This is a genomic window from Marilutibacter spongiae (assembly GCF_014145325.1).
GTDB lineage: Bacteria > Pseudomonadota > Gammaproteobacteria > Xanthomonadales > Xanthomonadaceae > Marilutibacter > Marilutibacter spongiae.
In genome coordinates this window covers 33,103-55,658 of sequence record NZ_JACHTF010000005.1, presented here as the reverse complement: position 1 = coordinate 55,658, position 22,556 = coordinate 33,103, and the positions used below count along the sequence as shown (strand labels likewise).

Below are 22,556 nucleotides of genomic sequence, written 5' to 3'. Positions count from 1 at the left end.
AACCAGGACCCTGGAAAAAGGGAACGGCGGGTCGCCCCGCCGTTCCATCGCGCGTGCCGGTCAGGCGGCGTCGCGCTTGTCGTCGGCCGTGATCTGGTCGCGGAAGTAGCCCGCCGAGCGCAGTTCCCAGGACTCGAAGTCGTCCACCGAGATCGTGTCGACGGTCATCTCGCGGAGCGCCTCGAGCTGCTTGCGTTCCTCGGCGGTGATCCAGCCTTCCTTCACGCCCTCGTCGAGCTGCGACCTGAAGTCCAGCGCCTCGATGTCGCTGTTCTTCAGCGCCTTGAGGAACTTGCGCTCGACCGGCTCGGCCAGCACGACCTGCGGCAGGTAGCTGTTGATGCGGCCGGCCGGGTTGTTCGCGCCCGGCGTGGTGAAGATGCCCTGGGCGAGGCGGTCGCGCGCATCGTTGGGCGACATCAGCAACGCCGCCAGCTTATGGCCGAGGCGGTCGCTCGGCGCCTGCGCGCGGCGGCCCCACGGGAACACCAGCAGCCACAGCAGCCAACCCACCGGTCGCACCGGGAAGTTGCGGAGCGCGCTCGACAGGGCGATCTCCATCTTGTGCACGCTGTTGTGGAACGACCAGGCCAGCAGCGGCTGGTCGGACGCCGGCCGGCCCTCGTCCTCGTAGCGCTTGAGCATCGCGCTGGTGATGTAGAGGTGGCTGAGCACGTCGCCGAGGCGGCCCGACAGCGATTCCTTGAACTTGAGCTTGCCGCCCAGCAGCAGCATCGAGGTGTCCGCCATCAGCGCGAGCGCCGCGGAATAGCGGTTGAGCTTGCGGTAGTAGCGGCGGGTGTAGGCGTCGCCGGGCGCGCTGCCGAAACGCGCGCCGGTGAGGCCGAACCACCAGCTGCGGACCGCGTTGGAGATGGCGAAGCCGATATGGCCGAAGAGGTTGCGGTCGAACTCGCGCAGGCGCTCGGCCGGGTCGGGCAGGGTGGTGGCCTTCATCTCCTTCAGCACCCACGGGTGGCAGAGGATCGCGCCCTGGCCGAAGATCATCAGCGAGCGCGTCATGATGTTCGCGCCTTCCACCGTGATCGCGATCGGCGAGGCCTGCCAGCCGCGGCCGAGGTAGTTCTTCGGTCCCAGGATGATGCCCTTGCCGCCGTGGATGTCCATGGCGTCCTTGGCCGCCTCGCGGCCCATCTCCGTGCAGTGGTACTTGGAGATCGTCGACGGCACCGCAGGCAGTTCGCCGCGCGCGACCGCCGCGGCCGAAGCCTCCGACAGGGCGCTGGCGGCGTAGGCATTGCCGGCGATGCGCGCCAGCGCTTCCTCGACCCCCTCGAAGCGGCCGATCGACAGCCCGAACTGCTTGCGGATGCGCGAGTACGCGCCGGTGACCACGGCCGCCATCTTGGCGCCGCCGCTGGCGGTCGAGGGCAGGGTGATCGAACGGCCGATCGACAGGCACTCGACCAGCATCTGCCAGCCCTTGCCGGCGTACTTCTCGCCGCCGATCAGCTTGCTGAGCGGGATGAACACCTCGCGGCCATGGATGGGGCCGTTCTGGAAGGGGCTGTTGAGCGGGAAGTGGCGACGGCCGATGTCGATGCCCGCGGTGTCGCGCGGGACCAGCGCCAGGGTGATGCCGATGTCCTGCTTGTCGCCGATGATCCCGTCCGGATCGTACATGCGGAACGCCAGGCCGATCAGCGACGCGACCGGGGCCAGGGTGATGTAGCGCTTGTCGAAGGTGAGCTTGACGCCGACCACGCGTGCGCCGTTCCACTCGCCCATCGTGACGATGCCGTAGTCCGGGATGGAGGTGGCGTCGGAGCCGGCCCACGGGCCGGTCAGGCCGAAGCAGGGCACCTCGCGGCCATCGGCCAGGCGCGGCAGGTAGTGGTCTTTCTGCTCCTGGGTGCCGTAATGCATCAACAGTTCGGCCGGGCCCAGCGAGTTGGGCACGCCGACGGTGGAGCTGACCACGCTCGACATCGATGCCAGCTTCTGGATGACCTTGTGGTTGCCCAGCGCGGTGAAGCCCAGGCCCCCGTACTCCTTGGGCACGATCATGCCGAAGAACTTGTTCTTCTTGATGAAGTCCCACATCTCCGGCGGCAGGTCGGCGCGGACGTGGGTGATGTCCCAGTCGTCGATCATCTTGCACAGCTCTTCGACCGGGCCGTCGAGGAAGGCCTGCTCGTCCTCGCGCAGGGTGGGGCGCGGCTGCGACAGCAGGGCATCCCAGTCGGGCTTGCCGGAGAACAGCTCGCCCTCGAAGCCGACCGTGCCGGCCTCCAGCGCGACGCGTTCGGTTTCCGACAGCGGCGGGAGGATCTTCGTGTAGAACTTCAGCAGCGGGGCGGCGATCAGCGGCAGGCGGATCGCCGGGACCAGCAGCGGCAGGGCGACCACGGCCAGCAGGATGCCCGCGACGAGGCTGGCGATGGCGTTCGCGCCCAGCAGCCAGGCGGCCACCAGGGCCGTGGCGCTCAGCGCCACCCAGACGGCGAGCCGCATGCGGTGGTAGGCGGCGATGGCGCCCACGACCAGCAGGACGATGAAGGGAACCGCGATGCTCATGGCGACACTCCAGAGACGGTATGGCGTTGGTGACGGAAGGACAGACAGGCCCGCCCATGGCGATCTCCATCCTGCCTGCCGGGCCGCGAAGAGGGGGTGACCCGTTCGTCGCGGCCGGGACGGCGATGGTGGCATGCTGTTAACATACGCTTGAGTATGGTTACAGCCCTGGCGGCCTGTCAAGCCGCCGGAATGTCTGCATACTGTCCCCCTCGCACCCGTATGGTTACACTTGACACCATGAGCGTTTCAGCCATGACGAAGATCGAGCGAAACGGCCGCCTGAGCGCGGAAGACTGGGCCCAGGCCGCCCTGGACCAGATCGCCGAGCAGGGCGTCGCCGCGGTGGCGGTGGAGCCGCTCGCCCGGCGCCTCGGGGTGACCAAGGGCAGCTTCTACTGGCACTTCCCGTCCCGCGACGCGCTCCTGGTGGCGGCACTGGAGCGTTGGGAAAAGGTCGAGCAGGAAGAAGTCTTCGGCCAGCTCGAACCCATACCGGACCCGCGGCAGCGCCTGCGTGCGCTATTCAGCGTCGTCGCGCACGAGGTCAAGTCCCATATCGTCTATTCCGAGTTGCTCAAGGCGCTGGACCATCCCGCCGTGCAGCCGGTCATCGGGCGCGTGTCCGACCGCCGGCTCGAGTACCTCACCGCGTCGTTCCGGCAGGTCGGCCTCAGCCGCACCGACGCGCGCTATCGCGCGCAGCTGCTGTATGCCGCCTACGTGGGCTTCCTCCAGCTGAACCTGCAGCTGCACCAGACCCGGATGCAGCACGAGGAGTTCGAGGCCTACGTCGAACACATGATGGACACCCTCATCCCGTCCAGCTGATCCCGGTCGCGTGCCGCCGGCCGCGTGCCGGCCTGCCCGCCGCGCCCAATCCGTCTTATCCGATGTATGTCCCGGAGTCCCGCCGTGAATGCCCTGTCCTCTGAAGCGTCCAAGCCCGCCCCTTCCACCTCCGTCGCCGGCAGCCGCCTGGCCGCGCTGAATGCCTGGGTGGCCGAGGTCGCCGGGCTCACCACGCCCGCGGCGGTGCACTGGTGCGACGGCAGCGACGAAGAGAACGCGGCCCTGGTCGCGCAGATGCAGGCCGACGGCACCCTGTTGCCGCTCAACCCGGCCACCCACCCCGGGAGCTGGCTGCATCGCTCGGATCCGGACGACGTCGCCCGCGTCGAACACCTGACCTTCGTGTGCACCTCGCGCGAAGAGGACGCCGGCCCGAACAACCACTGGCTGGCGCCGGCCGAGGCGCACGCTCGCATGGACGCGCTGTTCAAGGGCTGCATGACCGGCCGCACCATGTACGTGATCCCGTACTGCATGGGCCCCATCGATTCGCCGTTGTCGCGTTGCGGCGTCGAGATCACCGACAGCCCCTACGTCGTGGCCAACATGCGCCTGATGACGCGCATGGGCGCGCCCGCGCTGGCGCGCATCGAGCGCGAGGGCGTCGAGCGGGCCGACGCGTTCGTCAAGGGCCTGCACTCCATCGGCGAGCTCGACCCCGCCCGCCGCTTCATCATGCACTTCCCCGAAGAGCTGGCGATCAAGTCCTACGGCTCGGGCTACGGCGGCAACGCCTTGCTGGGCAAGAAGTGCCACGCCCTGCGCATCGCTTCCTACCAGGCGCGCCACGAGGGCTGGCTGGCCGAGCACATGCTGATCGTCGGCATCGAGAACCCCAGCGGCGAGACCCACTACGTCGCGGCGGCGTTCCCGTCGGCCTGCGGCAAGACCAACCTGGCCATGCTGATCCCGCCCGAGGGCTACCAGCGCGAGGGCTGGAAGGTATGGACCGTCGGCGACGACATCTGCTGGATGCGTCCCGGCGCGGACGGACGCCTGTATGCGATCAATCCCGAGGCCGGCTACTTCGGCGTCGCCCCGGGTACCTCGGCGAAGTCGAACCCGAACGCCCTCGCCACCATCAACGCCAACGCCATCTTCACCAACGTCGGCCTCACCGCCGACAACCAGCCGTGGTGGGAAGGCCTGGACAACGGCGAACGGCCGGCGACGGACTGGCGCGGCAATCCCTATGATCCGGACAAGGGCCCGGCGGCGCATCCGAACGCGCGCTTCACCGTCAGCGCGAAGCAGTGCCCGAGCTGGTCGCCGATGGCCGAGGACCCGCAGGGCGTGCCGATCAGCGCGATCGTGTTCGGCGGTCGCCGCGCCTCGCTGGTGCCGCTGGTGTTCGAGGCCCGCGACTGGACGCACGGCGTGCTGGTCGGCGCGGCGATGGGTTCGGAGACCACGGCCGCGGCCACCGGTGCGGTCGGCGTGATGCGCCGCGACCCGATGGCGATGAAGCCCTTCTGTGGCTACAACTTCGCCGACTATTTCAGCCATTGGCTGTCGTTCGACGGCGCCGGCGCGGCGTTGCCGAAGGTCTTCCACGTCAACTGGTTCCGCAAGGGCGACGACGGCCGTTTCCTGTGGCCGGGCTTCGGCGACAACCTGCGCGTGCTCGAGTGGATGATCGGTCGCGTCAAGGGCGACGCCGGCGCGGTGGAAACGCCGATCGGCCACCTGCCCACCCCGGCCGACCTCAACCTGGACGGCGTGGCGCTCACCGACGAGGCGCGTGGCAAGCTCTTCGGCTTCGAGCGGTCCGGCTGGCAGGCCGAGTTCGCCAGCATCGGCGAATATCTCGACGGGTATGGCCCGCGCATGCCGCAGGCGCTCAAGGACGAACAGTCGCGCATCGCCGCCCTGCTGGCGGACTGAGCATGTCGGGCCCACATGCGCCAACGGGGGCGCTGCCCGCCGATCGCGAAGTCCTGGTCGACGGTCGCCCGTTGCGCGTGTTCGACGGCCATCTCCCGAACGTCGGCGAATACGTCCAGGCGCTCGGCCGCGCGCCCTTCACGCGCACCGAGGTGGCGCGCGAGGACACGGCCGACTACCGCCACTGGGCGACCGAGATGAAGATCGACGCGCTCGTCCGCCAGCCGATCTTCGAGGTCACCCGGCGCGCGGTGCTGGGCTTCTCGTCGCCGGGGCATGGTTACCGCCCGTACCGGGCCTACACCAACGTCGCCAGCTACGGCGACATGCTGTTCACCCATACCGACTGCCTGCCCGAACAGCGCGACCTGACCGCGCTGTGGTACCTGTGCGACCGCTGGGACGTGGAGTGGGGCGGGGAAACCGTGTTCTACGATGCGAACGACGAGCTGATGTGCGCCGTGCGCCCGCGTCCAGGGCGGCTGGTCGTGTTCGACGGGGCCATCAAGCACGCCGGCCGGGCGCCAAACCGCATCTGCTACACGCCGCGCTACACCTTCGCGATCAAGTTCGAGCGCGTCGCGGTCGGATGACGCCGCCTCAGCCGGGTGCCAGCGCCTTCCAGTCGCGCGGCATGCGCGTGTGCGGCGCGACGGCGCGCGATGACCACTCCAGCGCCGACGCCACGATGGGGCCCAGCCGCTGGCGCAAGGCCTCGCGTTCCAGGGCCCTGGCGTCGGGCCCGTAGCGCAGGCCGACATCCTTGCTGTTGCGCGTGAACACCGCGTCCACCCGTGCCCCGAACGTTTCCTCGCCGTCGGCGAAAACGCCGTCCAGGCAGAGCCAGCGGGCGACCGCGTCCACCGTGGCTCGCGGATCGTCGAGCAGCCGGGCCATGTCCAGGCTGCGCAGGCGGTCGTCGGCATCGGCGTCCAGGGCTTCGGCGTAGCGCTCCATCTGCGCGTGCCAGACCAGCACGCTGGACTCGACGGGGTTGAATGGATGCGTGGCGTCCACGCCCAGCGCCTGCTGCAACCGCGTGCCCGGCAGCAGGTAGCGGACCATCCAGCGTAGCGGTTCTTCCGCGCCGGGCAGCTTCTTCAGGCATGAATACAGGAAGTCCTCCAGGCTGCCGTGGAGCAGCACCGCGCGACTGCCGGGCGTCGCCTCCAGAAGGCGCGGGATCAGCCGGTTGACCGCGTTGGTGGGTTTCACCAGCACGCGTCCGCCTGGTGCCCAGGCACGCGCGAGCAGCCGGCAGGCATCGCCGGTCCGTGCGTCGAGCCGTGCGCGCGCCGGGGGATCGTGCGCCAGCGACAGCGTGGCCAGGTCCGTCAGCACGTGGGGTTCCTTCAGGGCGACGACCGCGTCCGGGGCGTGGAGGGCGCGCGCGAGCAGGGTCGAACAACAGAACGCGGTATGGAACAGCCAGGCCGGCGCGGGCCCCGGCGATGCCCCGGGGAGCGGCGTGGCCGCGGCCGTCCTGCGCGTCCATGCATCGCCCATGCGCGCGTCCAGGAAGGGCGCGAGCAGGATGGATGCGTCGATCGAAGCAAAGCAGAACGCATCCGCGGCGATGTCGTAGCTCACCGGGAAGTGTCGCGGATCGTCCGCCGCCGGGGGCAGTTCGGTCTTCAATATGGGTCCGTGCGCGGGGCTGCGTGCGAAGGATGCGGCCACGCTACCAGATGCCCACCGCGATGGCCCATCCACGCGCGCGCCCGCGGTGGCAGGCATCTGGCGCCCTGCTACCATCGGGCGTCCGACGCGCGTCGCGTCGCCATTTCCACCCCTCCGGTCCGGCGCCCATGCCTCCAGGCTCGACCATCGACATCCACGGCTACCCGCTCCCGACCGCGTTCGGGCCGCAGTGGCAGCGCGGCATGGCGATGGCGGGGCAGGGAGACATGGCCGCGGCAGCGGCCTGCATGCAGGCGATCGTCGATGCCCGGCCCGATTGCCTGCCCGCCCGCCTGCAGCAGGCGCATTTCCTGTTGGGCGCGGACCGATACCGCGATGCGCTGGCGGTCGCGCTCGACCTGTCGGACTGCACCCCGGCCAACCTGGAGTTCGCCTGGCACCTGGTCCGCCTGCTGCGCCGGTTCGAGCTGCACGAACAGGTGGCCGCGGTCGTGTCGCGAAGCGGCTGGGCGCACAGCCGCGACGCCCGGGGTCTGTCCATGCTCGCCGCCGAGTTGGGCCCCATCGGCCTCTACGCGCCCATGCAGGCCCTGCTGGAGCGCGCATCCGCCCTGGGGCCGCCCGACCGCGACACGCATGTGCTGCGTGGGACCATGGCCTTCGTCGCGGGCGACGCGGCCGGCGCCTCGGCGGCGTTGCGCGAGGCGCTTGCGATGGGTGGCGAGGCACCGCCGCACGTGCGCTGGATGCTTACCCTGCAGGACGACGCGGCGCATGCACAAACCGACATGCGCGCGATTGAAGGCGAGCTTGCACGCGTGCGTCCCGGAAGCGAGGACGAGGCCTATCTCGCCTTCGCCCTGCACAACCTCCGCCATGCGGCGGGCGACGTCGAAGGGGCATGGGCCGCGCTGGAGCGCGGCTGCCGGGTGAAGCGGCAGGCCGCCCGGCATGACGACGCCCGCCAGCAACGCCTGTTCCAGGCCCTCGCCGCGGCGCCGCTACCCCAGGCGCTGCCCGACGAGGCGCCCGCTCCGGGTCCGGGGCCTCGTCCAGTCTTCATCGTCGGCATGTTCCGCTCCGGCACCAGCGTGGTCGAGCGCGTGCTGTCGGGCCATCCCGACGTCGTCGACGGCGGCGAGAGCTACGTGATGCCGGCGGCGATGTGCGCGGCCGCCGACCACCTGTGCAACGAGGTCGTCGACGAGCGCATGATCGAGCGAATCGACGCCGAGGGCCTGCGCATGGCGGCCCTGCGCTTCCGCGCGCACGCGCGCTGGAAGGCAGGCGAGCGCGCCGTGTTCACCGAGAAGCTGCCGTCCAACTTCCTGCTCACCGGTTACATCCTGGCGTCGATGCCGGAGGCGCGCATCGTGCACATGCGGCGCGACCCCATGGACACCTGCTTCTCCAACCTGCGCACTTTCTTCACCGGAGCCGCGGGCTACAGCTACGACCAGTCCTCGCTGGCGCGCTACTACCTGGGCTACCGGGCGCTGATGGCGCACTGGCGCGAGCGCTGGCCGGAGCGGATCCTCGAGGTCGACTACCAGGCCTTCGTCGACGACCCCGACGGGCAGTCGCGTCGCCTGCTGGCGTTCTGCGGCCTGGATTTCGTGCCCTCGGTGCTGGATGTCGGCCGCTCCGGTGGTTATTCGGCCACGGCCAGCATCGGCAGCGTTCGCCAGGGCATCCTGCGCAATCGCGGTGGCGCCTGGCGTGCCTACGCGGCCCACCTGCAGCCGCTGCGGGAAGGCCTTGCGCCGCTGCTCGCGGCGGACGGGGACTGAGGCGCGCGGCCTCAGGCGTCCTTCATGCCGAACCAGCAGTTGAAGGCGATCGTGATGCGCTCGTCGTTGCCGTAGAAGGGCAGGACCTCATGCTGCAGCCACGACGGGAACAGCACCAGTTGCCCCGCCTTGAAGCGGATGCTCCAGGTACCGTGGTGGTAGGGCGGGCGCTGGCGCATGTTGCCGGCATCGGTGAAGTAGTTGCTGTAATGGTGCGGGCTGTGAAAGCGCAGCACGCCCGACTCCTCGCGGTCGGCCGGGGTCTCGCCCGGGTCGACGCAGTAGACGCCCGACCATGACGCCATCGGGTGCGTGTGCATGATCGTGAATCCGCCATGGCGAGTCACGTGGAACCAGGTGTGCGAGAAGATCTGCAGCCGCTGCATCTCCTCCGCGCCGTAGCCATTGAGGTCCTGGATCGTGCGCCCCAAGGCGGTCCAGCAGAAGTGCCGCAGTTGCTGGATGCACTCGTCCGGCCAGGCGAACAGGTTGAAGTCGCTCTCGAACACGCCCGCCTGCTGCTTCAGCGAGGGGTTGGGGTTCGCGTAGCGCGCCCCCTCGGCCTCGCGGGCCAGCAGCAGGGGCTTGATCCGGGCATTGAGCGCATCGGCCTCGGGATGGGTGTCCTGGGCCATGGGGACGGCGAACATCGGACTGATCTGCAGCGTCATGGCGGCGGCTTCCGGCGTGGGCGGTGGCGGGCGGGTGTCGGAAAAAACTACGGCCCCTTTCGGGGCCGTAGCAAGGTAACGCAAGATCGGGTCGATCAGAACTTCTGCGTGTAGCGCATGTAGAAGAACTGGCCCGGGACTTCGTACTGGGGATCGAAGCTGTTGGCGAAGGTCGAAGCCGAGAACGGCGGATCCTCGTCAAAGATGTTGTTGATACCCACAGCGATCTGGCCGTTCCACGGCGCGTTCCAGTAAGCGCTGACGTCGTTGTAGAAGGTGTCGTCGAGCTTGTTGCGCGGCGCCGGGCCTTCTGCGGTACGACGGTCCGGATCCGAGCACAGCAGCTGCGTGTTGGCAGCGTTGTAGCCCGAGCAGTCCTCGACCTGCGAGTCGTAGTAACGCAGGGCCCAGGTCGCACCCCAATCGCCCATTTCCCAACGGGTCATCAGGTTCGAACGGATGCGCCAGTTGTTGCTGCGATCGAAGTACTCGCCGACCTGGTTGTCGCCGTCGTTGTTGTCCTCGAACTTGGACATGTAGGTGCTATCCCACACGAACGAGAACTTGCCCCACGAGGTTTCCGGCAGACGATAACCGATGGTCATGTCGTAGCCTTCCACTTCACGGCTACCAATGTTCAGGCCAGCCGCCAGCAGGTCGGTGATGAAGCCACCGCCGCCACGGGTGATCAGGCCGCAGGCCTGCCCGTTGCCGTTGTTGTAGCAGTCATCGAGGATGAAGTCGCCGGAGAACGTGGTGATGGTGTCCTCGAGCTCGATCTTCCACCAATCCAGCGAGATGTCGAAGCCTTCCAGCCAGCTGGGGTTGTACACGAAGCCCAGGGTCTGGTTGGTCGCCTTCTCCGGCAGCAGGTTCGGGTTGCCGCCGACGCTGATGCGGATCTGCGAGTTGACCTGGTTGTAACCGCCCGTCGGGACGCCATCGGCGACGCAGCGGTTCTGCGCGGCGGCGCTCAGGTTGCCCCAGTTCACGTTGTTACACGGATCGCTGATGGTCGGGAAGCTGTCGCCCACGCCCTGGAACAGCTCGTTGATCGACGGTGCGCGGAAGCCCTCGGCCCAGTTGCCGCGGATCAGCAGGTCGTCGATCGGCTTCCAGCGGAAACCGAACTTGCTGTTGAGGGTGTCGCCGAAGTTGCTGTAGTCCGAGTAGCGGGTCGCGACGCTGAAGTCCAGCAGGCGGGCACCCGGGACGTCGGACAGCACCGGGATGGCCAGCTCGAGGTAGGCCTCGTCGAGCGAGTAGCTGCCCGAGGTCGGCGTGCGCGAGTTGCCGGTGGTGTCGCCGGCGGCGATCAGCGCGTCCGGACGGTCGTAGCCGGACTCTTCGCGGTGCTCGAGGCCGAACGAGAAGGCCAGCGGGCCACCCGGCAGGTCGAACAGGTCGCCGCCGATGTTCGCGAAGTAGCTCTTCTGCTTGTAACCCAGCTGCTCGTGGGCTTCGAACGTCAGGTAGTTCAGCATTTCCGGGGTGATCGTGCCCGCACCGCCCAGGAAGTTGGCCGGCACGCAGCCCGCGATCGCGGTGCTGGCATCGCCCGGGGTGCCGACGCAGGTCGGGACGCCATTGACGAGCATCGACGGGCCAAGCGCGTTGCGGATGGCAGTGTAGGTCAGCAGGCCGTTGGTCGCGTCGTTCGAACGGTTCTCACCGAAGAACATGCCGGCTTCCCAGTCGAAGAACTTGTCGCCGACCTCGAAGCTGCCTTCGAAAGCGCCGTCGAACGCGAAGGTGTCGACGGTCTGCTTGAACGAACGGCCACCGGTCTCGACCGCACGGCGCTGGATCCAGTTGATGTCCTGGCCGTAGGGGTTGTAGATGCTGTCGGCGCTGATGACGATGTCGGCCGCCTGCGGGGCGCCCGGGAAGCCCACCACCACCGGCATGGCCGCGAGCAGCTGCTCGGACTTGCGCTGGTTGTAGGTGACGGTGCTCTTGAAACGCAGGTTGTCGCTGATGTCCAGCGAGCCGCTGGCGAACACCGAGGTGCGCTCCTGCGGGGTCAGCAGGTAGTTCAGCGGAGCGAAGTTGAAGTTGTCCGGGGTGCCGGCCCACTCGGTCCAGCCGCGCGGGTCGTTCGGGTTGGCGCGCCACAGGCCATAGGCGCCATCGGGATTGGCGCAGGCGAAGGTGGTGGTGTCCAGGATGCAGTAACGGCCATCCGGGGTGGTCGAGCTGCCGCCCAGGCCCGGGGTGGAACCGAAGACCGGCACCGCCGAGATCTCGCGGTCGCCCGCCCAGACCGGATCCTGCTTGACGTAGCCGACGCCCATCATGGCCGACCAGCGGTCGCCGGTGCTGCCGACGATGAAGTCGTAGGCTTCGGTCGCGCCGTCGCCCTTGTCGAACTGGCCGAGGTAGACGTTGGCTTCCGCGCCGTCGAAATTCTGGCGCAGGATGACGTTGACCACGCCGGCGATGGCGTCGGAGCCGTAGATCGAGGAGGCACCGTCCTTCAGGACTTCGATGCGCTCGACGGCGGCGGTCGGGATGGTGTTCAGGTCGACGGCGCCGCCGAGACCGGTACCACCCACCCAACGGCGGCCATTGACCAGCACCAGGGTGCGGTTGGAGCCGAGGTTGCGCAGGTTGACGCGGGTTTCACCGTTACCACCGTTGTTCATGGTGGTGTTCAGCGTCGAACCGTTGGCGCTGATGTTCTGGATCACGTCGCCGACCGAGGTCAGGCCTTGTGCCGAGATGTCTTCGCGCGAAAGCGAGAAGATCGGCTGCGAGGTTTCGATGTCGGTGCGCTTGATGCGCGAACCGGTCACCTCGATGCGATCGAGGGTGGTGGCCTGCTCTTCGCTGTCCTGGGCGAATGCAACGCCCGTTCCGGCAGCAGCCGTGGCGCCCACGGCGAGTGCGAAGGTAATCGCGTCGCGGAGCTGGGTGGTCTTCAAGGTCATCTCTCTCTCCAAGTCAGTCTTGGTTTCCCATGGGAACCCGCCGCCAGCGTCAAGAAAGACGCCAAATACGGCAAGGTCGGAGCCGATAGTAGCCCCCTTGGCCGAAAAATTAAAGTGTCGTTAACAAACGAAAAAAACCGCCCTGTTAAGGGCGGTTTTTTGTGTCGGATCAATGGCTTGCTAAAGCCAAATGTTGAATTTTCGTGATTCTCGCCGCTACAGATCCTGCTCGTAGCGCACATAGGGGACGGTGCCTTCGTCCTGTTCGGCCGAATTCGGCGCGAACGGATTCTTGCCGCGGGTGATGACGTTCTCGGCGCCGACGCTGAGCTGGCCGCTCCAGGGGGTACGCCAGGTCAGGCCGATGCCGAGGCCTTCCCACTGGCCGGGCTGGCCGGGCATGTCGATGACGCGGCCGACGATATTGGCCCCGAAGTTGCCCACCTCGGCGCCCAGGGTGAGGCTCTTGCTGGTCCAGCGCTCGCTGAAGCCCACGGGCAGGTCCGAAGCCGGGATCAGCCGGGCCTTGGCCCAGGTACCGCCAATGGACACGGTGGCCTCCCGGCCGATGTTCTTCTGGCCGTAGAGCGTGAGGGTGTTCTGGTCGTACTTGCTGTTGCGGCCCGTGGGGCTCAGCCAGGCCGGCAGCTGGTCGCGGCCTTCGCCCAGCAGCATGCCCACCCGCCGGTCGGCGTTGCCGAACGAGGCGCCGAGCGTGGCCTGTTGGCTGGCGCCGGCGCGCGAGTCCTGGTCCAGGGAGGCCAGCATGCAGTGGTTGGCGAGATTGCCGATGGCGCTGGCCAGGCCCGTCTTGCGGTCGCAGACCAGGCCCAGCGTGTTGCCGGCGGACAGGCCGAAGGCGGCGTCCAGGGTGTTGTTGCCGCCGAACCGCAGGCGGGCGGTGTTGCCCTGTCCACCGGTGGGCTCGAGCAGGAGCACGGCCTCGAGCTTGCCGTTGGCATTGTTGAGCACCGGCAGGACCGTGGAATCGGTCGACGCGCCGGAGCGGCTCTCCTGCGCGTGCGCGCCCGTCGCCGCGCCCAGGGCGAGCAGGAGGGCAAGGGGTAGCTGGAGCAGGCGCGCGTGCATCGTTGGCTGTGACCAGCGAAGGCTGGAAGAGTTCCTTTATTCCGGATTCAGACTATAAAACGTTAATTTTCCTTTAACAATCGCCGCCGGTCGGTAGTTTGAAGTGCGACACATTCCGGTTACCGGGACGTGACCGCCTCATTGCGCCCGGTCCGGCGCCTCCATCGAGGCCGCGCGGGTGGCGAAGAGGTGTTCGATCTCGTCCCGGCTGAAACGGTACTGCTGCCCACAGAACTCACAACGGATGTGGGCCTCCCCATCGGCCGCGGCGGCGCGTGCCTCATCCTCCCCGAGCGATACCAGCATCGACTCGACCCGCTCGGCCGAACAGGAACAGGCGAAGGCCAGCGGGCGTTGCCCCAGCATGCGGACCCCGTCCTCGTGGAACAGGCGGGTCAGCAAGGTCTCTGCCGGCAATGTGAGCAGTTCGTCCGTGACGATCGTGTCGAAAAGCGCGCCGGCGCGCGTCCAGCCATCGGAGTCGCCCTCGTCGCCGGGCAGCTTCTGCAGCATGAGACCCGCGGCCCGCTCGCCGTCGACGGCCAGCATGAGCCGGGTCGGCAACTGCTCGGACTGGATGAAGTAGTCCTCGAAGGCGCCGGCCAGGTTGTCGGCGCTCAGCTCGACCATGCCCTGGTAGCGCATCGGCTCGCGCTGGCCCAGGGCCGGGTTCTCGATGGTGATCGCCAGCAGGGCGTCGGGGCCGAGCTCCCGCAGGTCGCGCGAGGGCTGGGCACCCTCGGCCACCTGGGCGATGCCGCGCAGGGTGCCGGCCGCGGTGCATTCGGCGAACAGGGTGCGCAGGGCGCCGTTGCCGCGCAGTTGCACCGAAAGCCGGCCGTCGACCTTGGCATGGCCGGTGAACAGGGCGGCGGCGGCGGTGGCCTCGCCCAGGAGTTCGGCGACCGCGGCGGGGTAGGCGTCCTGGCCGACGATGCGCTGCCAGCTGTCGCGCAGTTGCACGTGCACGCCCCGGACGCCGGCCTGCTCGATCAGGAAACGGCTCTGGCAGTCGTGGCGGGAAGGAGTGGTATCGCTCATCATGGTCTCGAAGGGAGTGGGGCGGGGCGCGGCGCGCGCCGGTGACGCCACTGCCCATGCCTGGCCGAACAAGATGAGGGCACCGTGGATCGTCGACAAGGGGACATCGCTGAACCGCGGCGCCGTCGCCGGCGCTGGCTGCACTGGCTCTGGCGGCTGCCGCTGTTGTGGGTCCTGCTGAGCGTGTGCCAGGTCCTGGTGCTGCGCTTCGTCGACCCGCCGTTCTCGGCCTTCATGCTCGACCGCCAGCTGGACGCCTGGGGCAAACGCGATTGGGGCTATCGGGTGGCCTACCAGTGGCGGGACCTGGAGGCGATTTCCCCGCAATTGCCGCTGGCGGTGATCGCGTCGGAGGACCAGCGCTTCGCCGAACACCGCGGCTTCGACATGCAGGCCATCGAGAAGGCGATGGCGAGCAACGAACGGGGCGGGCGGGTGCGCGGGGCCAGCACGATCAGCCAGCAGACCGCGAAGAACCTGTTCCTGTGGAGCGGCCGCAGCTGGCTTCGCAAGGGGATGGAGGCCTGGTACACCGTCCTCATCGAGGCCATGTGGCCCAAGCAACGGATCGTCGAGGTGTACGTCAACGTGGCCGAGTTCGGCGACGGGGTGTACGGCGCGCAGGCCGCGGCCCAGGCGTACTTCGGCACCGACGCCGGCCGCCTGGGGCCCGCGCAGGCCGCCCGGTTGGCGGCGGTGCTGCCCAGCCCGCGGCGCTACAGCGCGGCGCGGCCGGGGCCCTACGTGCAGCGCCGCACCGCGTCGATCCAGCGACAGATGCGCAACATCGGCGGTGTCGCCTACCTCGAGCGACTGGACTGACCGGCCTGCCGGGGGGCGCCCGGCGGGCGGCGACGGGCTACCATTGCGCGCATGAGCCAATCGCACGCCCGGGACCTGCTGACCGTCGTCATCGCCGCCTTCAACGAGGCCGACAGCCTGCCGGTGCTGCATCCGCGCCTGATGGACGTGCTGGGGGCGCTGGCGCGCGAGGATGGCGTCGATGCCCGCGTGCTGTACGTGGACGATGGCAGCCGCGATGGGACCTGGGGCCTGCTCCAGGCATTCGCAGCGGCGGACTCGCGGGTCGGCCTCTTGCGGCTCTCGCGCAACTTCGGCAAGGAGGCCGCGCTCACCGCGGGCCTGGACCGGATCGAGGCGGGGGCGGCGTTGATCCTCGATGCCGACGGACAGGACCCGCCCGAACTGATCCCGCGTTTCGTGGCCAAGTGGCGCGAAGGCTTCGACGACGTGCACGGCACGCGCATCCAGCGTGCCGGGGAGGGCTGGATCAAGCGTTCCAGCGCGCACGCCTTCTACCGGGTGATCGGGCGCCTGTCCAAGACGCCCATCCCCGCCGACACCGGCGATTTCCGCCTGTTGTCGCCGCGCGCGCTGGCCGCGCTGGGCCAATTGCGCGAGCGCCACCGCTTCATGAAGGGCCTGTTCGGCTGGGTGGGGTTCAACCGCGTGGCCATCCCGTACGAGCGCGACGCCCGTGTCGCCGGCGCGAGCAAGTTCAACCTGTGGCGGCTGTGGAACTTCGCCCTGGAAGGCATCACCAGTTTCTCCACCGCGCCGCTGCGCCTGGCCACCTACATGGGCCTGGCGACCGCGGCGGCGGCCTTCGCCTACGGCGTGCTGATCATCGTCAAGGCCCTGCTCTGGAGCGACCCGGTCGCCGGCTGGCCGACGATGATGGCGGTGATCCTGTTCCTGGGCGGGATCCAGCTGATCGCCCTCGGCCTGATCGGCGAATACCTGGGCCGGCTGTACGAAGAGGCCAAGCAGCGGCCGCTCTACCTCGTCGACGCGTGGCACCCGGCAACAGGAGTATCCTCGGGCCACGACCACGGCGTTGAAGGAGGCGGACATGCGGACCGTTCGACAACTGCTCGAAGCGAAGTCACCTGACATCCATTCGGTGGCACCCGATACCCCGGTGGTCGATGCGATCCGGCTGATGGCGCAGAAGGGCATCGGCGCGGTGCTGGTGATGGACGGCCCCCGGCTGGCGGGCATCGTGTCCGAGCGCGATTACGCACGCAAGGTCGTCCTGCAGGGGCGGGCGTCGTCCACCACGCCGGTCAGCGTGATCATGACCGCCGACGTGTTCACCGTCAGTCCCGACGACACGGTCGATCGCTGCATGGTCAGCGTCACCGAACGCCGCATCCGCCACCTGCCGGTGGTGCGCGACGGCCACGTGGAAGGCGTCGTCTCGATCGGCGACCTGGTCAAGGCGGTCATCGAGGACCAGCAACTGGAGCTCGACCAGCTCCAGCGCTACATCGCCAGCTGAGCCCGCCCGCGCCACCCATCCGGCGCCGGGTCTTCACTTCGCGTACTGGCCCCCGCAACCGGTGTCCTCGCCGGGTCCGGTCTCGATGGTCGCGAGCAGCGCCGCCGGCGGCGTGATGCTGCCCAGCGCCAGGGCGATGGCGCCGCGCAGGCCCAGGGCGCCGATGTCGGGCCGGATCGAAGGCGAGCGGAAGCTGCCGTCGAGCTTCAACGGCGCGCGCAGGCTCAACAGGCTGCGGTCCTTCGGTCGCGGGCGGATCGTGAGGTCCAGCCGCTCGCGGCCCAGGTCGATCCTGCCCTCGCCCAGCAGCAGGGTGTCGGTGGTGTCGAAGGCCAGGCTGTTGGCCGTCATCACCCCGTCTTCCAGGTCGAAGTCGCCGAAGGCGCAACGCACCGGGATCATCTTGTCCTCGGTCAGTTCGAACTTGATGATCTCGGCCAGGTCGATACCCGCCATCTCCATGAGCAGGTTGCTGATCGATCCCCGGCCCATGCCCACCAGTACCTTGCCGTCGCCCCGTCCGAGCATGTCGGCGACGGAGTTGCCGGTGGTATCGATGCGCAACTGGCCGCCGACCTTGCCGATCGCGTTGCGTGCCAGTTCGACCGTCGGCAGCAACTGGGCGAGGTCGAGGCCTCGCGCCTGGATGTCGGCGCGCGTGCGCAGGGTGTCCTCGCGGGCGTCCATGCGCAGGGTGGTGCGCAGGTGGCCGTTGGCGACGCCGAAGTCCAGCGGATCCAGCCGAAGCACGCCGTCCTCGAGCAGCAGGTGCGCGACCATGTCGTCGAGGGGCAGGCGGGGCGCGTTGATGCGGGCCGCCTCCAGCCGCACGTCGGCGTCCATCGTGCGCAGCTTGTCCAGCCGATACGGGGTGTCGGGCAGCACCCGGGCGCGTGCCGCCTGGGCCGCGGCCTCCCGGGCCTGCTCGGCATTCGCGGTTTCACCGCCACCGGACTGCGGGGCGCCGCCGACGAACCCGGCGAGGTCGTCGAAGTCCAGCCGCCTGGATTGCAGGTTCGCGCGCAGGTAGGGGCGTTCGCCGGCGGTATCGACGTTGGCGTCGCCGGACAGGTCGCTGTCGCCGACCTTGCCCTCGAAATCGTCGTAGCGCCACACGGTCCCTTGCCGGGTAAAGCGACCGTCGAGCGTGTAGGGCGGCGTCGGCGGGATCGCGATCCCGATCAGGGGGTAAAGGTCGGCGAGGTCGCGGCCGGCGAGGGCCAGTTGCAGGTCGAAGCCGCGCAGGCGAAGGGGGTCGAGCAGGGTGCCCTGCGCATGGGCCCGCGTAGCGCCGGCCTTGGCCCTGGCGTCGATGCGATAAGGGCTGTCGGCATCGCGCAGGTCGAGCGGCGAATCGGCGCGCCCCTCGAGCGTGAACGCATTGCCCTGCCAGCGGCCCTTGCCTTCGACCACGATCGGCGGGGACGGCGACGCCGCGTCTTCGACGGTGCGTACCGCGACCTCGATGTCGGTGTCGCGCCCGGCGTCGAGGAAGTGCAATCGGCCCGCGTCGATTTCGACGCGGCGGAACTCGGTCTGGAAGCGCCCGCCGGGGGTCGTGTCCAGGACCCAGTTGCCGCGCCCCTCCGGTCCGGTCTCCAGCCGCAGTTCGGGGCCCTGCAGGCGGATGTCGGGCAGGCGCACGGTCCCGGAGAGCAAGGGCCACAGGGCCAGGTCGACTTCCACGCGTTCGGCGCTCGCCATGTCCCGGGCGTCGGACCACGCCGCGTTGGAGAAGCGCACCCGGTCGGCGCGCACGGTAGACGTCCAGCCCAGGTCGACGTCGAGGTCGCCCGCGATCTCGAGCTCGCGACCGGTGGCGGCGTGCACCCGGCGCTCGAGCGGTCCCTTGAACCAGTTCCAGTCCCACAGCACGAGCAGCAGCACGATGCCCGCGACCAGCACGCCGAACACCCACCACAGCGGGCGCCCGCGCAACCGACGAACCGACCGGCTGGCGCGCCCCGCTGGGGGCGTGGCGGGCGCGGTGTTCATTGAATGCACCAGGGGCGCGGCGGTCGTGGCATCGGGGCTCGCCATGGAAGCGTGGCCCCACCATCGGCAGGCGGGCATCAAGCAGGGGTGAAACTGCGTCCGCGCCGTTCATGAAACGCTTGGGTTGAAGCGCGGATGCGCCCCCGCGAAAGCGTCAATCGCCGGTGTGCAGCACCTGGGCGGTGACGGCGATGAAGTGGCAGACGCTGCCGGCGACCACGAACAGGTGCCAGATCGCATGCGAGTAGCGCAGCGAGGGGCGGTGGTAGAACACCGTGCCCAGCGTGTAGCAGACGCCGCCGGCGAGCAGCCAGCCGAAGGTCCAGGCGTCCAGTGCGCCCAGCAAGGGCTTGATCGCGACGATGACCAGCCAGCCCATCGCGATGTAGATCAGCGTCGAGAGCAGCTTGAAACGGCCGGTGAACATGAGCTTGAAGACCACCCCGGCGACCGCCAGCGCCCAGATCGCCGCGAACAGTCCCCAGCCCCAGGGGCCGCGCAGCCCGATCAGGGTGAAGGGCGTGTAGGTCCCGGCGATCAGCAGGTAGATCGCGCAATGGTCGAACACCTTCAGCCGCGCTTTAGCCACCGGATGCTGGACGGCGTGGTACAGCGTCGAGGCCACGTACAGCAACAGCAGGCAGATGCCGAAGACGATCGCGCCGGCCAGTTGCCAGCCGTCGCCGTGGACCGCGGCCAGGGTGATCAGCACCGAGCCGCCGGCAAGGGCGGCGGTGGCACCCAGTCCATGGGTCAGGGCGTTGGCCCACTCCTCGCGGACTTCCGCGGCGGAGGGGAGCGGGGAACCAGGGGTCAGGCCGGGGGCGTCCATGCCCGTATCCTACCGTGCGCCACCGAATGTGCGAGCAGCGCCGGGCGCGGCCGGGCGGTGGCGATCCTCTATGATGGCGCCCGGTTCCCCATGCCGCTTTCGATGATCATTTCCCACCTGCACCGCTATGTGTTCGCCGCCATCCCCAAGACCGGGACGCACTCCGTGCGCCAGGCCCTGCGCGAGCACATGGGCCCGGACGACCTCGAGCAGGTGGGCCTGTTCGTCAACAAGCGCTTCCCGTGGCCCGAGCTCGCGGCGATCTCGCACGGGCACCTGGGGCTGGCGCAGGTGCGGCCTTACCTGGGGGAGGAGGCCTTTGCCTCCTACCTCAAGTTCGCTTTCGTGCGGAATCCCTTCGACCGCTTCGTGTCCTATTGCGCCTTCATGACCCGGGCCGACGGCAGCTTCGAGCGCCAGCCCCGGGAGGTCATGCACCACGTGCTGTTCAGGCTGCGGCCCATGCAGCACGTCCTGTTCCAGCCGCAGCATTCTTTCCTGGTCGGCGAGGATGGGCGACTGCTGGCCGACATGGTCGGGCGGGTGGAGGACATGCAGGGGTCCTACGACGCCATCTGCGCGCGCATCGGCATCCCGAGCGCGCCCCTGGGCCAGGTCAACGCCTCGCGCCACGCCCGCTACCGGGACTACTATGACCCGACCCTGGTCGATGGCGTGGCCGAACTCTACCGCCGCGACCTGGAACTGTTCGACTACGCTTTCTGACGATGCCCCCGAGCCCGACGTGAACGACCAGGCCCCCATCGGCGTGTACCCCAACCCGCGCAAGACCACGGCGGTCCGTCGCCTGGGCACGCTCGACGTGGCGGCGCTGCGCGAGGCGGTTATGGCGATACCCGAGGCGACCTGGGACGCCGAGAACGCCGGCAAGCCCAACCGTTTCGACGCGCTCGACCGCACGCGGCACATCGTGTTCCGCTTCGTCGACGACTTCCGCGACTGGCGCGGCTCGCACGACCGGCCGCTCTGGGACGCGTGGCGCGGCCTGCTGGCGCCGATCCTGGCCCAGGCCGTGGCTCCGTACGGCTACGCCCGGGCGGACTTCCCGCGGGTGATGCTCGCGCGCATGGCGCCGGGCGGGGTGATCAAGCCCCATCGCGATGCCAATCCGGCGGCCAAGTGGCCGCACAAGATCCACGTCCCGTTGTTGACCAACCCGCAGGTGACCTTCTACGTGGATGGCGTCGGCCACCATTTCGCCGAGGGCGAGGCGGTGGAGGTCAACAACATGGGCGTCCACGCCGTGCAGAACGCCGGCGCGACCGACCGCATCCACCTGATCTTCGAGTACTTCGACCTGGACCAGCCGGACCCGGACTGGGTCCACCTGATCGAGTCCTGAGCCTGCGCGGAGGCGTCAGTCCACCGAGACCGCGTGGGCGTGCTCGCGGGTGGCGAGGAACTCCACGTCCGGCGCGCGTTCCTGCGCCAGTTGCAGGTTGACCCGGGTCGGCGCCAGGTACACGTACTGGCCGGCGGCGTCGACCGAAAGGTTCACCGCGTTCTTGTCGCGGAACTCCTCGAACTTCTTCTCGTTGGCGCAGCGGACCCAGCGGGCGGTGGCCACGTTGACCGGCTCGAAGCTCGCTTCCACGCCGTACTCGTCCTTGAGGCGGTAGGCGACCACGTCGAACTGCAGCACGCCCACCGCGCCGAGGATGAGGTCGTTGCTCATGAGCGGCTTGAAGAACTGCGTCGCGCCTTCCTCCGACAGCTGGGCCAGGCCCTTCTGCAACTGCTTGAGCTTGAGCGGGTCGCGCAGGCGCGCGCGGCGGAACAGCTCGGGAGCGAAGTTGGGGATGCCGGTGAAGGACAGCTTCTCGCCTTCGGTGAACGTATCGCCGATGGAGATGGTGCCGTGGTTGTGGATGCCGATCACGTCGCCCGGATACGCCGTTTCGGCGATCTCGCGGTCGCTGGCCATGAAGGTCAGCGCATTGGCGAGCTTCATTTCCTTGCCGCTGCGCACGTGGAAGGCCTTCATGCCGGCATTGAAGCGGCCCGAACACACGCGCATGAAGGCGACGCGGTCGCGGTGCTGCGGGTCCATGTTGGCCTGGATCTTGAACACGAAGCCCGAGAGCTTCGCCTCGGTCGGGCCCACCTCGCGCGTGGTCGTCTCGCGCGGTCGCGGGGCCGGGGCGTGTTCGACGAAGAAATCCAGCAGCAGCTGCACGCCGAAGTTGTTGACCGCCGATCCGAAGAAGACCGGGGTCACTTCGCCGGCAAGGTACTTGCCCAGGTCGAAGGGATGCGAGGCGCCCTCGACGAGCTCGAGCTCCTCGCGCAGTTCCGCCATCGCCGCCGCGCCGATGCGCGCTTCGAGCGCGGGGTCGTCGATCGAGGGGAAGATGGTCGAGTCCTGGCGGGTGAAGTTGCGGCCCTGTTCGAACAGGTGCACCTCGCCCGAGACCAGGTGGACAACGCCCTTGAGGCGCTTGCCCATGCCGATCGGCCAGGTGATCGGCGCGCACTGGATGCCGAGGACGCTTTCGACCTCGTCGAGCAGTTCGATCGGGTTCTTGCCCTCTCGGTCGAGCTTGTTGATGAAGGTCATGATCGGCGTGTCGCGCAGGCGGCAGACCTCCATCAGCTTGATCGTGCGCTCCTCCACGCCCTTGGCGACGTCGATCACCATCAGCGCCGAGTCCACCGCCGTCAGCACGCGGTAGGTGTCCTCGCCGAAGTCGGCGTGGCCGGGGGTGTCGAGCAGGTTGACGATGCTGTCGCCGTAGGGGAACTGCATCACCGAACTGGTGACCGAGATGCCGCGTTCCTTTTCCAGCGCCATCCAGTCGGAGGTCGCATGGCGCGCGGCCTTGCGGCCCTTGACCGAGCCGGCCATCTGGATGGCGCCGCCGAACAGCAGCAGCTTTTCGGTGAGCGTGGTCTTGCCGGCGTCGGGGTGCGAGATGATCGCGAACGTGCGGCGGCGGGCGGCTTGGAGCGAAACGTCGGACATACGGGCGG

Annotated in this window: 18 protein-coding genes; 9 read left to right on the top strand and 9 right to left on the bottom strand. The window is 68.7% G+C overall.

The window, feature by feature from the left end; translation table 11 throughout:
* Positions 1-60 precede the first annotated feature (60 nt).
* The gene (locus H4F98_RS05815) at positions 61-2,538 is read right to left on the bottom strand and encodes an acyl-CoA dehydrogenase (RefSeq protein ID WP_182685799.1); all 2,478 of its coding nucleotides are present in this window, start codon (positions 2,536-2,538) and stop codon (positions 61-63) included.
* Positions 2,539-2,793: 255 nt separating this feature from the next.
* On the opposite strand from H4F98_RS05815, the gene H4F98_RS05810 reads away from it, so the two are divergent.
* From H4F98_RS05810 to H4F98_RS05800, 3 genes are all read left to right on the top strand, one after another.
* Complete coding sequence (locus tag H4F98_RS05810) at positions 2,794-3,369, top strand: TetR/AcrR family transcriptional regulator (RefSeq protein ID WP_246372925.1); 576 nt, start codon at positions 2,794-2,796, stop codon at positions 3,367-3,369.
* 84 nt (positions 3,370-3,453) lie between these two features.
* Positions 3,454-5,274, top strand: coding sequence for a phosphoenolpyruvate carboxykinase (GTP) (locus H4F98_RS05805; protein WP_343064735.1), 1,821 nt, complete (start codon positions 3,454-3,456; stop codon positions 5,272-5,274).
* Positions 5,275-5,276: 2 nt separating this feature from the next.
* The gene (locus tag H4F98_RS05800; protein ID WP_182685795.1) at positions 5,277-5,867 is read left to right on the top strand and encodes a 2OG-Fe(II) oxygenase; all 591 of its coding nucleotides are present in this window, start codon (positions 5,277-5,279) and stop codon (positions 5,865-5,867) included.
* Positions 5,868-5,874: 7 nt separating this feature from the next.
* Here H4F98_RS05800 and H4F98_RS05795 read toward each other — a convergent pair whose 3' ends face one another.
* Positions 5,875-6,912, bottom strand: coding sequence for a hypothetical protein (locus H4F98_RS05795; RefSeq protein ID WP_182685794.1), 1,038 nt, complete (start codon positions 6,910-6,912; stop codon positions 5,875-5,877).
* A gap of 170 nt (positions 6,913-7,082) precedes the next feature.
* Between H4F98_RS05795 and H4F98_RS05790 the strand changes: the two genes are divergently transcribed.
* The gene (locus H4F98_RS05790; protein ID WP_182685793.1) at positions 7,083-8,705 is read left to right on the top strand and encodes a sulfotransferase family protein; all 1,623 of its coding nucleotides are present in this window, start codon (positions 7,083-7,085) and stop codon (positions 8,703-8,705) included.
* Positions 8,706-8,716: 11 nt separating this feature from the next.
* Here the strand turns inward: H4F98_RS05790 and H4F98_RS05785 are convergent, their stop codons facing one another.
* From H4F98_RS05785 to hslO, 4 genes are all read right to left on the bottom strand, one after another.
* Positions 8,717-9,376, bottom strand: coding sequence for a TIGR02466 family protein (locus tag H4F98_RS05785; RefSeq protein ID WP_182685792.1), 660 nt, complete (start codon positions 9,374-9,376; stop codon positions 8,717-8,719).
* Between the two features lie 95 nt (positions 9,377-9,471).
* Positions 9,472-12,306: a TonB-dependent receptor plug domain-containing protein gene (locus H4F98_RS05780; protein ID WP_182685791.1), complete on the bottom strand. Its 2,835-nt coding sequence runs from the start codon at positions 12,304-12,306 to the stop codon at positions 9,472-9,474.
* 216 nt (positions 12,307-12,522) lie between these two features.
* Entirely contained in the window at positions 12,523-13,395 is an 873-nt protein-coding gene (locus tag H4F98_RS05775) for an XOO1806 family protein (RefSeq protein ID WP_182685788.1), read from the bottom strand.
* A 138-nt stretch (positions 13,396-13,533) separates the two neighbouring features.
* Positions 13,534-14,436, bottom strand: a complete 903-nt coding sequence (gene hslO, locus H4F98_RS05770; protein ID WP_182685786.1) for an Hsp33 family molecular chaperone HslO — start codon at positions 14,434-14,436, stop codon at positions 13,534-13,536.
* Between the two features lie 84 nt (positions 14,437-14,520).
* On the opposite strand from hslO, the gene mtgA reads away from it, so the two are divergent.
* Genes mtgA through H4F98_RS05755 form a run of 3 tightly spaced genes read left to right on the top strand, consistent with a single transcriptional unit; the run spans position 14,521 to position 16,738 of the window.
* The gene (gene mtgA, locus H4F98_RS05765) at positions 14,521-15,258 is read left to right on the top strand and encodes a monofunctional biosynthetic peptidoglycan transglycosylase (protein ID WP_182685776.1); all 738 of its coding nucleotides are present in this window, start codon (positions 14,521-14,523) and stop codon (positions 15,256-15,258) included.
* A gap of 51 nt (positions 15,259-15,309) precedes the next feature.
* Positions 15,310-16,350, top strand: coding sequence for a glycosyltransferase family 2 protein (locus tag H4F98_RS05760; protein WP_182685774.1), 1,041 nt, complete (start codon positions 15,310-15,312; stop codon positions 16,348-16,350).
* Complete coding sequence (locus H4F98_RS05755) at positions 16,310-16,738, top strand: CBS domain-containing protein (protein WP_182685772.1); 429 nt, start codon at positions 16,310-16,312, stop codon at positions 16,736-16,738. The genes H4F98_RS05760 and H4F98_RS05755 overlap by 41 nt, the downstream gene beginning before the upstream one ends.
* A gap of 33 nt (positions 16,739-16,771) precedes the next feature.
* Here the strand turns inward: H4F98_RS05755 and H4F98_RS05750 are convergent, their stop codons facing one another.
* Together H4F98_RS05750 and trhA are read right to left on the bottom strand one after the other, a co-directional pair.
* On the bottom strand, positions 16,772-18,733 hold the full coding sequence (locus H4F98_RS05750; protein WP_182685770.1) for an AsmA family protein: 1,962 nt from the start codon (positions 18,731-18,733) through the stop codon (positions 16,772-16,774).
* 154 nt (positions 18,734-18,887) lie between these two features.
* Positions 18,888-19,565 carry a PAQR family membrane homeostasis protein TrhA gene (gene trhA / locus H4F98_RS05745; protein ID WP_182685768.1) on the bottom strand — a complete coding sequence of 226 codons (678 nt, stop codon included), beginning with the start codon at positions 19,563-19,565 and terminating at the stop codon, positions 18,888-18,890.
* Between the two features lie 102 nt (positions 19,566-19,667).
* Here trhA and H4F98_RS05740 point away from each other — a divergent pair, with 102 nt between their 5' ends.
* Together H4F98_RS05740 and H4F98_RS16915 are read left to right on the top strand one after the other, a co-directional pair.
* Entirely contained in the window at positions 19,668-20,291 is a 624-nt protein-coding gene (locus H4F98_RS05740) for a sulfotransferase family 2 domain-containing protein (RefSeq protein WP_182685766.1), read from the top strand.
* Positions 20,292-20,310: 19 nt separating this feature from the next.
* Positions 20,311-20,928, top strand: a complete 618-nt coding sequence (locus H4F98_RS16915) for an aspartyl/asparaginyl beta-hydroxylase domain-containing protein (protein ID WP_220479107.1) — start codon at positions 20,311-20,313, stop codon at positions 20,926-20,928.
* Between the two features lie 15 nt (positions 20,929-20,943).
* Here H4F98_RS16915 and H4F98_RS05730 read toward each other — a convergent pair whose 3' ends face one another.
* Complete coding sequence (locus H4F98_RS05730; protein ID WP_182685763.1) at positions 20,944-22,548, bottom strand: peptide chain release factor 3; 1,605 nt, start codon at positions 22,546-22,548, stop codon at positions 20,944-20,946.
* Positions 22,549-22,556 lie beyond the last annotated feature (8 nt).

What these genes read in the sequence shown, in the direction of transcription:
- H4F98_RS05815 (WP_182685799.1), bottom strand. Translation starts at nt 2,538, where the DNA reads ATGAGCATCGCGGTTCCCTTCATCGTCCTGCTGGTCGTGGGCGCCATC.
- H4F98_RS05810 (WP_246372925.1), top strand. Translation starts at nt 2,794, where the DNA reads ATGACGAAGATCGAGCGAAACGGCCGCCTGAGCGCGGAAGACTGGGCC.
- H4F98_RS05800 (WP_182685795.1), top strand. Translation starts at nt 5,277, where the DNA reads ATGTCGGGCCCACATGCGCCAACGGGGGCGCTGCCCGCCGATCGCGAA.
- H4F98_RS05790 (WP_182685793.1), top strand. Translation starts at nt 7,083, where the DNA reads ATGCCTCCAGGCTCGACCATCGACATCCACGGCTACCCGCTCCCGACC.
- H4F98_RS05785 (WP_182685792.1), bottom strand. Translation starts at nt 9,376, where the DNA reads ATGACGCTGCAGATCAGTCCGATGTTCGCCGTCCCCATGGCCCAGGAC.
- H4F98_RS05780 (WP_182685791.1), bottom strand. Translation starts at nt 12,306, where the DNA reads ATGACCTTGAAGACCACCCAGCTCCGCGACGCGATTACCTTCGCACTC.
- H4F98_RS05775 (WP_182685788.1), bottom strand. Translation starts at nt 13,395, where the DNA reads ATGCACGCGCGCCTGCTCCAGCTACCCCTTGCCCTCCTGCTCGCCCTG.
- hslO (WP_182685786.1), bottom strand. Translation starts at nt 14,436, where the DNA reads ATGAGCGATACCACTCCTTCCCGCCACGACTGCCAGAGCCGTTTCCTG.
- H4F98_RS05760 (WP_182685774.1), top strand. Translation starts at nt 15,310, where the DNA reads ATGAGCCAATCGCACGCCCGGGACCTGCTGACCGTCGTCATCGCCGCC.
- H4F98_RS05755 (WP_182685772.1), top strand. Translation starts at nt 16,310, where the DNA reads ATGCGGACCGTTCGACAACTGCTCGAAGCGAAGTCACCTGACATCCAT.
- H4F98_RS05750 (WP_182685770.1), bottom strand. Translation starts at nt 18,733, where the DNA reads ATGAACACCGCGCCCGCCACGCCCCCAGCGGGGCGCGCCAGCCGGTCG.
- trhA (WP_182685768.1), bottom strand. Translation starts at nt 19,565, where the DNA reads ATGGACGCCCCCGGCCTGACCCCTGGTTCCCCGCTCCCCTCCGCCGCG.
- H4F98_RS05740 (WP_182685766.1), top strand. Translation starts at nt 19,668, where the DNA reads ATGATCATTTCCCACCTGCACCGCTATGTGTTCGCCGCCATCCCCAAG.
- H4F98_RS05730 (WP_182685763.1), bottom strand. Translation starts at nt 22,548, where the DNA reads ATGTCCGACGTTTCGCTCCAAGCCGCCCGCCGCCGCACGTTCGCGATC.